At 63.6% G+C, this 13,209-nt stretch carries 14 protein-coding genes and 1 pseudogene; 4 read left to right on the forward strand and 11 right to left on the reverse strand.

Annotated elements, in window-relative coordinates; translation table 11 throughout:
• Together mmsB and EN993_RS20990 are read right to left on the reverse strand one after the other, a co-directional pair.
• On the reverse strand, nucleotides 1-821 hold an 821-nt coding region (gene mmsB / locus EN993_RS20985; RefSeq protein WP_127264699.1), incomplete at its 3' end, for a 3-hydroxyisobutyrate dehydrogenase.
• A 25-nt stretch (nucleotides 822-846) separates the two neighbouring features.
• Complete coding sequence (locus tag EN993_RS20990) at nucleotides 847-2,013, reverse strand: isobutyryl-CoA dehydrogenase (RefSeq protein ID WP_127264700.1); 1,167 nt, start codon at nucleotides 2,011-2,013, stop codon at nucleotides 847-849.
• Nucleotides 2,014-2,151: 138 nt separating this feature from the next.
• On the opposite strand from EN993_RS20990, the gene EN993_RS20995 reads away from it, so the two are divergent.
• Complete coding sequence (locus tag EN993_RS20995) at nucleotides 2,152-2,766, forward strand: dimethylsulfonioproprionate lyase family protein (protein ID WP_126068811.1); 615 nt, start codon at nucleotides 2,152-2,154, stop codon at nucleotides 2,764-2,766.
• A complete protein-coding gene (locus EN993_RS21000) occupies nucleotides 2,766-4,238 on the forward strand; it encodes a cobyric acid synthase (protein ID WP_127264701.1) in 1,473 nt (490 codons plus the stop codon). The genes EN993_RS20995 and EN993_RS21000 overlap by 1 nt, the downstream gene beginning before the upstream one ends.
• An 18-nt stretch (nucleotides 4,239-4,256) precedes the next feature.
• On the opposite strand, the gene EN993_RS21005 is transcribed toward EN993_RS21000, so the two are convergent.
• From EN993_RS21005 to EN993_RS21020, 4 genes are all read right to left on the reverse strand, one after another.
• Entirely contained in the window at nucleotides 4,257-4,676 is a 420-nt protein-coding gene (locus tag EN993_RS21005) for a VOC family protein (protein WP_127264702.1), read from the reverse strand.
• Between the two features lie 127 nt (nucleotides 4,677-4,803).
• Nucleotides 4,804-5,634 carry an AraC family transcriptional regulator gene (locus tag EN993_RS21010; protein WP_127264703.1) on the reverse strand — a complete coding sequence of 277 codons (831 nt, stop codon included), beginning with the start codon at nucleotides 5,632-5,634 and terminating at the stop codon, nucleotides 4,804-4,806.
• 102 nt (nucleotides 5,635-5,736) lie between these two features.
• Nucleotides 5,737-5,907, reverse strand: coding sequence for a hypothetical protein (locus EN993_RS21015; protein ID WP_127264704.1), 171 nt, complete (start codon nucleotides 5,905-5,907; stop codon nucleotides 5,737-5,739).
• A gap of 52 nt (nucleotides 5,908-5,959) precedes the next feature.
• The gene (locus EN993_RS21020; RefSeq protein WP_127264705.1) at nucleotides 5,960-6,745 is read right to left on the reverse strand and encodes a TSUP family transporter; all 786 of its coding nucleotides are present in this window, start codon (nucleotides 6,743-6,745) and stop codon (nucleotides 5,960-5,962) included.
• 150 nt (nucleotides 6,746-6,895) lie between these two features.
• On the opposite strand from EN993_RS21020, the gene EN993_RS21025 reads away from it, so the two are divergent.
• On the forward strand, nucleotides 6,896-7,327 hold the full coding sequence (locus EN993_RS21025) for a TerB family tellurite resistance protein (RefSeq protein ID WP_127264706.1): 432 nt from the start codon (nucleotides 6,896-6,898) through the stop codon (nucleotides 7,325-7,327).
• A gap of 36 nt (nucleotides 7,328-7,363) precedes the next feature.
• Nucleotides 7,364-7,849, forward strand: a complete 486-nt coding sequence (locus EN993_RS21030; RefSeq protein WP_127264707.1) for an NUDIX domain-containing protein — start codon at nucleotides 7,364-7,366, stop codon at nucleotides 7,847-7,849.
• Nucleotides 7,850-7,853: 4 nt separating this feature from the next.
• On the opposite strand, the gene EN993_RS21035 is transcribed toward EN993_RS21030, so the two are convergent.
• The 5 genes and pseudogenes from EN993_RS21035 to EN993_RS21055 all read right to left on the reverse strand — a co-directional run.
• Nucleotides 7,854-9,476 carry a dipeptide ABC transporter ATP-binding protein gene (locus tag EN993_RS21035; RefSeq protein ID WP_127264708.1) on the reverse strand — a complete coding sequence of 541 codons (1,623 nt, stop codon included), beginning with the start codon at nucleotides 9,474-9,476 and terminating at the stop codon, nucleotides 7,854-7,856.
• Nucleotides 9,473-10,342, reverse strand: coding sequence for an ABC transporter permease (locus tag EN993_RS21040; protein ID WP_127264709.1), 870 nt, complete (start codon nucleotides 10,340-10,342; stop codon nucleotides 9,473-9,475). The genes EN993_RS21035 and EN993_RS21040 overlap by 4 nt, the downstream gene beginning before the upstream one ends.
• Nucleotides 10,339-11,286 carry an ABC transporter permease gene (locus EN993_RS21045; RefSeq protein WP_127264710.1) on the reverse strand — a complete coding sequence of 316 codons (948 nt, stop codon included), beginning with the start codon at nucleotides 11,284-11,286 and terminating at the stop codon, nucleotides 10,339-10,341. The genes EN993_RS21040 and EN993_RS21045 overlap by 4 nt, the downstream gene beginning before the upstream one ends.
• A gap of 67 nt (nucleotides 11,287-11,353) precedes the next feature.
• Nucleotides 11,354-12,832, reverse strand: a complete 1,479-nt coding sequence (locus EN993_RS21050) for an ABC transporter substrate-binding protein (protein WP_127264711.1) — start codon at nucleotides 12,830-12,832, stop codon at nucleotides 11,354-11,356.
• 163 nt (nucleotides 12,833-12,995) lie between these two features.
• Nucleotides 12,996-13,209: pseudogene (locus EN993_RS21055) on the reverse strand (succinyl-diaminopimelate desuccinylase); the annotation flags it as partial.

Here is a 13,209-nt window from a genome sequence, read left to right on the forward strand (position 1 = left end):
GCGTTGAACAAGGCATAGAGCTGGGCTGCCTCGGCGCCAAGTGGCGTCACAGCACCGGCACTTTGCGCGGCTTCCTGGGACAATCTCAGGTCTTTCAGCATTAGTGCCGCTGCAAATCCTGGGTTGTAGTCCCTGTTTGCGGGCGAAGTCGGCACCGGGCCGGGCACCGGGCAATAGGTGGTCAAGGACCAGCATTGGCCCGACGAGGTCGAGGCGACGTCGAACAGCGCCTGGTTTGACAGACCGAGCTTTTCCGCCAGCACGAAGGCTTCGGCGACGCCGATCATCGAAATGCCGAGGATCATGTTGTTGCAGATCTTTGCCGCCTGTCCGGCGCCGTCGCCGCCGCAATGCACGATGCGGCCGGCCATCGGTTTCAGGACCGGCTCGGCAACGGCGAAGGCATCGTCGGAGCCTCCGGCCATGAAGGTCAGCGTGCCGGCCGCGGCACCGCCGGTGCCGCCCGAGACGGGCGCATCGATGGACAGCAGGCCGTGTTTGGCGGCAATAGCATGCGCCTTGCGCGCCGATTCGACATCGATGGTCGAGGAATCGACGAACAGCGCGCCCTTTTTCACCTTGGGCGCGATGTCCTCGTAGACCGACAGCACATGCTTGCCGGCCGGCAGCATGGTGATCACCACGTCGGCATCCTTCACCGCGGCAGGTGCATTCGCCATGATCGTCACGCCATGTTCTTTGGCGACGGTGAGGTTCTCCGGCACGAGGTCGAAGCCGTTCACCGCATGCCCCGCCTTGACCAGATTGGCGGCCATCGGATTGCCCATGTTACCGAGGCCGATGAAGGCGATCGTCGTCATTGTCTCTCTCCGAACTTTGGTGATCTCAACGGCCAATTAGCGCGCGTGCGATGATGACGCGCATGATCTCGTTGGTGCCTTCGAGGATCTGGTGCACCCGCAGGTCCCGCACCAGCTTCTCGATGCCGTAGTCGTGCAGGTAGCCGTAGCCGCCGAGCAGTTGCAGCGCATCGTTGGCGACGGTGAAGCCGGTATCGGTGACGAAGCGCTTGGCCATCGCCGACCATTTGCCGGCATCCGGCGCCTTGCGGTCGAGCTTGGAGGCGGCGGCATAGAGGAAGATGCGCGCCGCCTGCAGCTCGGTCTCCATGTCGGCCAGCCTGAACTGCAGCGCCTGGAACTGGTTGATCTTCGAGCCGAAGGCCTTGCGCTCGGCGGTGTAGGAAAGCGCCTTGTCGAGCGCCGATTGCGCGCCGCCCAGCGAACAGGCGGCGATGTTCAGCCGGCCGCCGTCGAGCCCGGCCATGGCAATGCCGAAACCAGCGCCTTCGCCCGACAAAAGGTTCTCCGCCGGCACCTTGCAGTCCTCGAAAATGACCTGGCGAGTCGACTGCATGTGCCAGCCCATCTTGTGCTCGTTGGCGCCGAAGGAGAGGCCTGGTGCGTCTTTCGGCACGACGATGGTGGAAATGCCTTTCGGCCCCTCGGCGCCTGTGCGCACCATGACGGCGTAGACATCGCTGTCGCCGGCACCTGAGATGAACTGCTTGGTGCCGTTGAGAACATAGTCGCCGCCGCTCTTCACCGCACGCGTTTTCAGCGCCGCGGCATCGGAACCGGAGCCGGGCTCGGTCAGGCAGTAGCTCGCCAGCCATTCCATCGAAGCGAGCTTCGGCAGGAAGCGCTGGCGCTGTTCGTCATTGCCGAAACGGTCGATCATCGAGGCCACCATGTTGTGGATCGAGATGAACGACGAAAAGGCCGGATCGGCATGCGACAACGCCTCGAAGATCAGCACGGCGTCGAGCCGGCCAAGTGCCGAGCCGCCGACGTCGTCCCTGATATAGATGCCGCCAAGGCCGAGCGGCCCGGTCTCGCGGATCACATCGGCCGGGAAATGCTTGTTGCGGTCCCAGTCGAGTGCGTTCGGCGCGACGCGGTCGGCGGCGAAGGCCTGCGCCATCTCCTGGATGGCGTGCTGCTCCTCGTTGAGTTCGAACTGGCTGGTGCTCGCATCGACCGCGGCGTCCATGGCGTGCTCCCTAATATCTTCGACCTGTTGGCCTGTCGTTTTTGGCTTTGCGCGCGCACCAATCTAGACCAATGATGCCGCCGCGCAACCCGACCCTTCGCGGAGCGGCTGTGCACCAATGCATGTCCGGAGTACAATGTGACGACAAAATTCGATGACCTGCTGGGACAGTTCCACGCATACCTTGCGTCCGTCGATCACCCCCTGGTGCGCGATGCCGTGGCCCGGATCGGCTGGGAGATGCCGGCCCGCACGCTGGAGCCACGTCCGCTTGCCTGCCTGCGTCATCTCGATCGCTCCGCCGAGCTGGCGCCGCGGGATGCCAAGCCGCTGGTGCAACTGCTTGCCGAGCGTCGGAATGATTTCCGTTGGGGGCAGACCTATGGCGAGGCGGATTTCGGAAAAGAGTTCATCGACAATTACGGCTGGCTGGAGGTGTTCGGCACGCGAGGCCACTTCGCCAATGACGAGGTGGCCGCGGGCCTGCTGATCCTTGGGCCCGATATCGTCTATCCCGACCATCATCACGTTGCCGAGGAAATCTACATTCCGCTGACTGGCGGCACCGAATGGCGCATGGGCGAGAGCGGCTTTTGCATGCGCACGGCCGGTGAGGTTGTCCACCATGCGTCCAACGTCAATCACGCCATGCGCACCGGCAAAGACCCATTGCTGGCGCTCTACATCTGGCGCGGCGGGCCGCTTGCGCAGAAATCCGACATCACCGGAACCGTGGCGCAGGGCAGGGGCTGATGGCCAAAGCGATCATGCTGCAAGGCACGGGTTCGGATGTCGGCAAGACGGTGCTGGTCGCCGGCCTCTGCCGCGCAGCCAGGAAGCGTGGACTGAAGGTGCGGCCGTTCAAGCCGCAGAACATGTCGAACAACGCCGCCGTCGCCAATATTCCGGGCGACAATGCTGGTGGCGGCGAGATCGGCCGCGCGCAATGGCTGCAGGCGATCGCTTGCGGCGTGGCACCCTCGGTCCACATGAACCCGGTGCTGCTGAAGCCGCAGACCGATGTCGGCGCGCAGGTCATCGTGCAGGGCAAGGTGTTCGGCGAAGCGCGGGCGCGCGACTACCAGGCGATGAAGGGCCGGCTGATGGATGCCGTTCTGGACTCCTGGGGCAAGGTCGGCGAGGGCGCCGATCTGGTCATCGTCGAGGGCGCCGGCTCGCCGGCCGAGATCAACCTGCGCAGCCGCGACATCGCCAATATGGGCTTTGCCACGCGCGCCGATGTGCCTGTGGTGCTGGTCGGCGACATCGATCGCGGCGGCGTCATCGCCTCAGTTGCCGGAACGCATCTGATCTTGCCGGAAGAAGACCGGCGCATGATCGTCGGCTACCTCATCAACAAGTTTCGCGGCGACGTTTCCCTGTTCGACGACGGCATCAGGTCGATCGAGAAATTCACGGGCTGGCGCTGTTTTGGCGTCGTTCCGTGGCTGAAGGCGGCGGCACGCCTTCCTTCGGAAGATTCGGTGGTGCTGGAACGGCTGGCGTCCGGCGAAGCGCGCGCATTGAAGGTGGCCGTGCCGGTGCTTGGCCGTATCGCCAATTTCGACGATCTCGACCCGCTCAAGGCCGAACCGCAGGTCGAGGTGGTGTTCGTGCCGCCGGGAAAGTCGCTGCCCGCCGATGCCGGGCTGGTGGTCATTCCAGGCTCGAAGTCGACGATCGGCGATCTCCTGAAATTCCGCGAGAACGGTTGGGACCGCGACCTTCTTGCCCATCGCACGCGCGGCGGCCATGTCGTCGGCATTTGCGGCGGCTTCCAGATGCTCGGCCGTATCGTGCGCGACCCCGACGGCATCGAAGGCAGCGTCACCGAGGCCGAAGGGCTTGGCCTGCTCGACATCGAAACGGTGATGGAACCGGAAAAGACGGTGCGCAATGTCAGTGCCCACTCGGTGCCGTTCGACCTGCCGCTCGAAGGCTACGAAATCCATCTCGGCCGCACCACCGGGCCGGATACGCTGCGGCCTTCCGCCGTCATCAACGGTATCGATGACGGTGCTGTGTCGGCCGATGGCAAGGTGATCGGCACCTATATGCATGGCCTGTTTGGCGCCGACGGCTTTCGCGGGAGATTCCTCGAAAGCCTCGGCATCAAGGGCGGTGGCATCGACTACCGGGCCGAGGTCGAGCGGGCGCTGGACGAGGTCGCAGCCGAGTTGGAGACCCATCTCGACTGTGACGCGATCTTTGCGCTGGCTCGGTAATTCGCGACGCAGGCTGGCTCAGGCCCTTTCGCCCGCCTTCGGCCAGTAGGTGCCAAACGACCAGACGTTGCCTTCCGGGTCGCGGCAGATGAATTCGCGGCTGCCATAGTCGCGGTTCGTCAATTCCTGGATGATCGTGGCGCCGGCCTTCCTGGCCTTGGCATAGGCGGCATCGGCATCATCGACGGCAATGTAGATCGACTTGCCGCCGCCTGAGCCGGGTTCGCCGACCATCTTGCCGTAGTCGTCGTCGCGCACCGCGCCCAGCATGATCATCGAGGAGCCGAAGACCAGTTCGGCATGGTGCACGACATCGCCTTCGCCATACCGGGCGCGAACGCTGAAGCCGAAAGCCTCGCCCAGCCAGTCGATCATTTTTGCCGCGTTCTTGTAGCGCAAAGCCGGGTAGAGGCGGGGCGCTTCAGTGGTGGTGGGCATGGGAACTCCTTCAGTCGGGTTGGTCGATGAACCCTGTTTGTGCATGTCGTTGTCCCAAAACCGCTGCGCACTTTTGGGCGACATGCATCACTCTGTTCGAAGGCTGTTCCAGCGTCTTGAAGAAATGTTACCTGACTGAGAGCGCGGTCGGCGTCTCGCCGGCAAGGTCGCGGAACTCGCGCACCAGATGCGCCTGGTCGGCATAGCCACAATCGGCGGCGATGCCAGCCCAGTCGACGGTTTGCTGCCTCGACAGGCCGAGCGCGCGGTTGAAGCGGACGATGCGCGACAGCGTCTTGGGGCCAATGCCGATGGCGTTGGAAAAACTGCCGGCGAGATGTTTGCGGCTCCAGCCCAGCCTTTCGGCGATCGATGCAATGCGGGTCCGGCCGCCGGATGTGATGATGCGGTCATAGGCCCAGGCGATTTCGAGCGGCGTTTCTGGGGCATTCTCGAGACGGGCGGTGACGAAGGCTTCGACCATGTCGAAACGCGTCGTCCAGTCCGGCGCGTTGCCAAGCCGTTCACGCAGCGCCAAGCCTTGCGCGCCCAGCACGTCGTCGAGGACGACCATGCTGTCGGCCAGTTCGCTCATCGGCAGGCGGAAGAAACGGCGTGCGCCAAGCGGCGTGAAGTTGACCTGGACGCAGCAGGCGCCGCCGAAGGATTCGATCACCACCGGTCCGGCATAGAGGCCGGCGGCGAAACTGGCGAAGCGGTCATTGTCGCCGGGCGCCTTGCCGAGGCCGATGGCGAAGGGTTCGGCGAAGCTGATGACCAGGGGTACGGTGAGCGACGCGTATTCGACGTTGCGAAGATGGCCGGCCGCCATTTCGCGATAGCCGCAAATATCTGAGACGATCCCCGCAAGTCGAGGATTGGGCAGGCGCCGGCGCATCTCGAACCGCCCGGCGACGGATCGGTCCTGCTCTTGCTGGAGTTGCATCTCGACTGGCATCGGCCATCCTTGCGCCAAGGCAAATCTAGCAGACCCGGGGCCGGAATCAAAAGCGCCCGGCTTTTGGCCGGGCGCTCCTCGTCCCCACTTCAAGGGAAATGGTCAGGCGCCGCGCATCAGGCAGCCGCCGGCAAGCACGATGAAAGCAATAAGAACAATCCACACCGATGCGAGTGGAATGAACGCAAGAACGCCAAGCGCGGCGAGAACGCCGATGATGGCGACAACAACGGAGATAATAAAAACAATCTGGGTAGGTGCGCTAAGATTCATGTGTGGCTCCTCCAACATGATTCGAACACCGGCATTCTATCAGGGCGCGTGATCACACACCAATCAGGGCCCGCAGTGGGTTCGCCGGGTCGGCCAGCAGCTTCACCGCCAGCGCCAGGCACACGATCACAAGCAGCGGCTTGATCAGTTTTGCGCCGATGCGCATGGCCAGGCTGGCGCCGACGCGAGCGCCGAGGAACTGGGCAACGCCCATCATCAGGCCGATCTTCCAATAGACGACGCCGAAGGCCGCGAAGACGATGAAGCCGCCGATGTTGGAGGCGAAGTTGAGCAGCTTGGTATGCGCCGTCGCCTTGAGCACGCCGTAGCCGGCAAGCGCCACGAAGGCCAGCATGTAGAAGGAGCCGGCGCCTGGTCCGAACAGGCCGTCGTAGAAGCCGATGGCAGGCACCAGGGTCAGTCCGAACAGGAACGGCGACAGGCGCTCGGCGCGATCCACATCATTCATGTTGGGCTTGAACGCGAAGTAGAGTGCGATGGCGATCAGCACGATGGGCAGGGCGGCCCGCAGAATGTCACCCGGCACGATCGTTGCCAGCAAGGCGCCCATGGCGCTTCCGACAAGGGCCAAAAGCGCCGACGGCAATTGCCGGCGCAGGTCGACATGACCCTTCGACGCATAGTGGATGGTCGCCGAGCCCGAGCCGAACATGCCTTGCAGTTTGTTGGTGGCGAGTGCCTGGACCGGCGTGAAGCCGGCAAGCAGCAGCGCCGGCACGGTGATCAGCCCGCCGCCGCCGGCGATCGAATCGACAAAGCCCGCGGCAAAGGCGGCGAAAGCGAGCATGGCGACGGTCTGGATGCTAAGGTCGATCATCTGATGTATGGAGGGGTCCGGCCGGCTGAGATATCGGGCGTTCGACCACGACCGCCCTGTTTGCGCAAGATCGATTCCGCGCTACCTCTATCCAAGCGCATCGCGCTTGGATTTGTGTGTGCGTGTAGTTAACCCGAAAAGAGGCTCCTGATGGCATTCGCATTGCTGGACCAGATACGTCAGATCTTCGACGGCGACCCGGGCGTGCGCAAGGTGGCGGACGATCCGGTCCTGTCGGCGGAACTGCTGATGCTGTTTCGCATGATCCTGGCCGATGGGTCGGTCAGCGAGAGCGAGATGGTTGCCTTCCGGCGCATCTGCAAGGACGCCTTCGGCATTCAGGAAAGCAGCATCGACAGCGTCATCGAATATCTCAACGAGTTCGGCTACGAGACCAACGGCTCGCAGGCCATCGCGCTGTTCCGCGATCTCGACATCGAACGGCGCAAGCAATTGGCCCAGCATATGGCTGACATCGCCAAGGCGGATTCACAATTGGCCGAAAGCGAAGTGCGGCTGCTGCGCCGAACGCTCGACCTGCTCGACATCAGCCCGGTCGATGTGGTGAAGCCGGAAGGCTGAGGCCTGAGCAACGGTCGGACGTCGAAGGAGCGTCTAATGGGCTTTGCCGACAGCTATCTGGGGCAATTGCGGGCATTGATCGGGGATCGGCTCGTGCTGATGCCGGGCGCTCGCATCGTCATCGAATGTGCCGACGGCCGCATCCTCTTGCAGAAACGGACCGATTTTGGCCTGTGGGGCCTGCCTGGCGGCAATGCCGAGGAAGGCGAGGGCCTGGAAGCGGTGGTGATCCGGGAGATACTCGAGGAAACCGGGTTGATCGTCAGCAACGTTGAACCATTCGGGTTCGGCTGCGACCCGCGCTATGAAACCTTCCAGTTTCCGAATGGCGATCGTGCCCAGTTCTTCGCTTTGATGTTCTACACGCGCTCCTTTGAAGGCGAGGCGACCGTTACTGACGACGAGAGCAGTGCCGTCGGCTGGTTCGCGCCTGACAGCCTGCCCGAACTGCTGCCCAACATGGCGCGCAGCATCGAGGCCTATCTCCGGTTCAAGGCCACCGGAAAATTCCAGATGATCTGAGAGGTTAACCTTGCTCCTGCATTCGCCGAGCGATTGCCCGGTGCAGATCAGGGGCGGCGGTGACAAGCGCCTTGGCCGCCTCTGACTGCGGGTGGTCGAGCACCTCGTTTGTCTTGCCGCGCTCGACGATCTTACCGTCATGCATGACCAGCACCTCGTCCGTTATGGCGCGGGCGACGGTCAGGTCGTGGGTGATGAAGAGATAGGCGATGCCGAGCTTCTGGTTGAGCTCCGCGAACAAATCGAGGATCTGGGCGCGGATCGAGACGTCGAGCGCCGAGACCGGCTCGTCGGCGACGACCAGTTTGGGGCGGGTGATGATGGCGCGGGCGATCGACAGGCGCTGACGCTGGCCGCCGGAAAATTCGTGCGGGTATTTGTCCATGTCGCTGATGCCGAGGCCGACTTCGTGCAGGGCATGCGCCACCATCTCGCGGCGCTCGGCGCGCGTCGGCTTTTTCTCCAGCACATGCAGGGGTTCGGCGACCAGTTTTTCTACCTTCTGGCGCGGGTCGAAGGATCCGTAGGGATCTTGAAAAACGACCTGCATGTCGCGTCGCGCCGGCTTCAGCTCGGCTTCGCTCTCGCCAGTGATAGTCTCGCCACGAAACGAGATCGTGCCCGATGTCGGCCGATCCAGCGCCAGGATCATGCGGGCGAGCGTTGACTTGCCGCAGCCGGAGCGGCCGACCAGCGCCACCGATTGACCCGGGGCCATCGACAGCGAGACGTCGTCGACAGCGCGGATACCAGGCGCGCGCTTGAACAGCGAGGTACGCCGGCCGGGATAGTCGCGGGTCACGCCCTCGACCTGAAGCAAAGGTCGGCCCGTCTCGATGCCGTGCGGCCTAGCGCGCGCCGGCACGTGCATCGAGGCCTGGGCCAGTTGGCGCGTGTAGGGGTGGAGCTGTTCGGACAGCGTGCGTGCCGTGTCTCCGGCCTCCATCACCTCGCCGCGGCGCAGGATGGTGATGCGGTCGGCCATCTCGGTCACCACGGCGAGGTCGTGCGAGATCAGGAGCAGGCCCATGCGGCCTTCGGCGACGAGGTCGCGCAGGAGGTCGAGGATCTGTGCCTGCAGCACCACATCGAGCGCCGTCGTCGGTTCGTCGGCGATCAGCAGCTTCGGCTTCAGCGCGCAAGCGATGGCGATGACGACGCGCTGGCGCTGGCCACCCGACAGTTCGTGCGGATAGCGCGACATCGGGAATTTCGCTTCGGGCAGGCCGACGCGGTCGAGCATTTTTCGCGCCCGATCTTCGGCCTCGGCGCGGCTGGCCTTGGTGTGCCAGCGTATGCCTTCGGCAACCTGTTCGCCGATGGTCTTGACCGGATTGAGCGCCGTCATCGGCTCCTGGAACACCATGCCGATGTCGTCGCCGCGCAGCGCGCACATCTGGTCTTCGGTTGCCGCGAGGATGTCGATGCCGTCGAAAGCAACGCGTCCGGTGGCGCGCGCGGCATGGGGCAGGAGCTGCATCACCGTCAGCGCGGTCATCGACTTGCCGGAGCCAGATTCGCCGACCAGCCCCATCACCTCACCGGACGCGACGGAAAGCTCCATGCCCTTGAGGATCGGCGTGTCGCCGATGGTCAACGATAGGTTCTCGATGTCGAGCAAACTCATCGCTGCCGCCGCGATTTCGGATCGAGGATGTCGGCGATGCCGTCGCCCAGGAGGTTCAGCCCGAGCACGGTGAGAACGATCGCCATGCCGGGAAAGATCGCCATCCACGGCGCCACCACCATGCGGGTCTGCGCGTCGAACAGCATGCGGCCCCAACTCGGCATTGGCGGCTGGGCGCCGAGGCCCAGATAGGAAAGCCCGGCCTCGGCCAGGATGCCCAGCGCGAACTGGATGGTGCCTTGCACCAGAAGCAGGGTGGCGATGTTGGGCAGCACATGTTCGATGGATATCTGCGTGCTGCTCTTGCCGGCGGCGCGCGCGGCCAGAATGAACTCGCGCGGCCAGATCGCCAGCGAGCCGGCGCGGGCGACACGTGCAAAGACCGGGATGTTGAAGATGCCGATGGCGATGATGGCGTTGATGGCGCCTGGCCCGAAGATGGCGGTGATCATGATCGCCGACAGCAGAGCAGGGAAGGCGAAGACGAGATCGTTCAGTCGCATCAGCGCCTCGTCGACGAGACCGCCGCGTGCCGCGGCAAAGGCGCCGAGCGGCACGCCGACCCCCATGCCGATGCCGACCGCGACGAGCGCCACGGCAATCGAGTTGCGGGCGCCGACCATGACCATCGACAGGATGTCGCGGCCGAAATGATCGGTGCCGAACCAGTGCGCCAGCGAGGGCGCCTGCGTCTTGTCCGATATCACCAGTTTCGTGACGTCGTAGGGCGCCCAGGCATAGGAGACGATCGCCATGGCCAGGATCAGCAAGGTGATGACGAAACCGGTAACGAAGGCGGTGTTCCTGAAGGCCTTGGCCAGGATGCTGCCGAACGTCTCCTCAGGGATGTCGATGTACAGCGTCATTGCCGGCTTCTCAGGCGCGGATCGACGAGCGCGTAGGACAAGTCGACGAGGAGGTTGACGGCAATGACGGCGGCGACCAGCAGCATGACCACGCTTTCGACGACGATCAGGTCGCGCTGGGTGATCGCCTGGAACACCAGCCGGCCGAGGCCGGGCAGATAAAACACATTCTCGATGATGATGGTGCCGGCAAGCAGGAAGGCGAACTGCAGGCCCAGGATGGTCAGCACCGGAATCATGGCGTTGCGCAGTGCATGCCGCCACAGCACGGCGCGATAGGGTAGGCCTTTGGCGCGGGCGGTGCGGATATAGTCTTCGTTCAGGACCTCGATCAGCGCCGAGCGGGTGACGCGCGCCAGGATCGCGGCTTGCGGCAAGGCAAGCGCCACTGCCGGCAGCAGCAACGATTTCAAGGCTGGCCAGATGCCGGCACTCCAGCCGGGAAAGCCGCCGGCAGGGACCAGCCGCAGCCAGACGGCGAAGACATAGATCAGCATCAGCGCGAACCAGAAATTGGGCACGGCGACGCCGAGCTGTGCGGCGCCCATGGAAATCGTATCACCGGCCCGCCCACGCCGGCTGGCGGAAAACAGGCCGACGGGAATCGCGATGATGGTGGAGAGCGCAAGCGCAATCAGCGCCAGCGGCAGCGAGACGGCAAGCCGTTCGCGCACCAGGTCGATGACCGGCACCGAATAGGTGTAGGAGCGGCCGAAATCGAGGCTGAGCAGGCCGCCGGCCCAGTGCAGATAGCGCAGGCCAAGTGGCGCGTTGAGGCCCATCTGGTTGCGCAGCAGCTCGACCTGGTCGGCACTGGCGTTCATGCCCAGCATCAGCCGCGCCGGGTCGCCGGGCAGGATCTCCAGGACGGCGAACACCACCATCGAAGCCAGCAACAGCGTGGCGAGCGCAATGGCGAGGCGCTTGAGGAGGTAGGCGGTCATGGAAGGTGGGGGACCGCTGTTTTGCCCAGTGCGACGGAATGCAGGTTTCGCCTGTTGTCCAACAGCCTCACTCGCTCCACTTCACCTTGGTCAGGTCATTGGCCTGGATCGGAGCGTTTTCCCAGAGCCCCTGCAGCTTGGCGTCCCAGACGCCGACCTTCGGTAATTCGTAGAGGAAGCCGACCACGGCGTCGTCGGCCAGGATCTTCTGCGCCTGCCCCAGCAATTCCTTGCGCTTGGCTTCGTCGGAGGTGACGCCGAGATCGGCAATCAACTTGTCGAAGGCCGGGTTGTCGTAGTTGAAGTAATAATCCTTGCGCGAATAGATATCGATGTCGTTGGGTTCGGTGTGGGAGACGATGGTCAGGTCGTAATCCTTCTTGGTGAACACCTGATCCAGCCACTGTGCCCATTCGACCGGAATGATTTCCAGATCGATGCCGACGTCCCGAAGTTGCGAGGCGATGATTTCGCCGCCCAGCCTGGCATAGCCGGGCGGCGGCAGTTTCAGCGTCGCCTTGAAGCCTTTCTCCAGCCCTGCTTCTTTCAGCAATTCCTTGGCCTTGGCGACATCATGCGGATAGCGGCCGGTGAGATCGACATAGTCCTTGTTGGCCGGTGACATATGCGAGCCGATCGGTTGGCCAAGGCCGGCCGAAGCGCCGTCGATGATCGCCTTGCGGTCGAGTGCGTAGGAGATCGCCTGTCTCACCTGCAGCTTGTCGAAGGGCGGCTTCTTGTTGTTGATCGACAGGATGGTTTCGCCTTCGGTCGAGCCGACCACCACTTTGAAGCGCGGGTCGTCCTTGACCTGCGCGAGACTGTCGGGATCGAAGAAGGGGAAGGCTTGGATGTCCCCGGAAAGCAGCGCCGGCACATAGGCCGCGGCATCGGGCACGATGCGGAATTCGGCCTTGTCGAGGGACGCCGGCGTACCCCAGTAAGTGTCCGATTTGACCAGCGTGATCGACGATCCCTTGGCCCAGCTCTGGAATTTGAACGGGCCGGTGCCAACAGGCTTTTCCTTGTTGGTCTCGGCCGATTCAGGCGCGACGATCACCGCGTCGCCCCAGCCCATATTGTAAAGGAAGGAGCCCTGCGGGTTTTTCAGCGTAACCTTGACCGTTGCGGGGTCGACCACGTCGACTGCGTCGATGGCCGCGAAAAGGCCCTTTTGCGCATTGACCGAATTGTCGGCGCGGGCGCGGTCCAGCGAGAATTTCACGTCGCTGGCATCGAAGTCGGTACCGTCGTGGAATTTCACGCCGGTGTGCAGCTTGAAAGTATAGACCTTGCCGTCATCGGAAATGGTCCAGCTTTCGGCCAGGTCCGGCAGCACCTCGCCATTCGGCCCGATGCGTGTCAGCCCCTCGAACACATTGGCGTAGAGAACCTCGTCGATCGCCGCGGCGGCACCGGCGGTTGGGTCGAGATGTGGGGGGTCGAGCGGAATGCCGATGACCAGGTCGGTTCGCGCGGCAAACACGGAGGTGCCGGCGGCCAGTGACAGCGCTGCAGCGGCCAGGATGGTTTTCCACAATCTCATCGTGCAACTCCCCATGCGTTTCAGACAGGTGCTCAAACCCGGGCGATAGAAGCGTGATTTTGCCACGGAGTAAATTGCGTTTCGTTCTGCCCGTTGGCGTGGCCGGGAATGTTTTTGTCCTGGCGGCCTCATCGACAGGTCGAAGCTTGTCGCGATGCGCGCCTTATCCCGTGGCTGTGCCGCGCAGCAGCACGTTGAGCCCGATCGCCATCACCTTGGCCGATTCCACCATGTCCGATATCCCGACCCATTCGTCCGGCCGGTGGGCAAGGTCGAGAATGCCAGGGCCATAGGCGATGCAATCATAGATATGGCCGATGCGGGCAATGTGCTTCTGGTCGTAGGTGCCCGGCGAAATGACTTCGTCGGGTTCGCGG

This window comes from Mesorhizobium sp. M7D.F.Ca.US.004.01.2.1, assembly GCF_003997785.1.
GTDB lineage: Bacteria > Pseudomonadota > Alphaproteobacteria > Rhizobiales > Rhizobiaceae > Mesorhizobium > Mesorhizobium loti.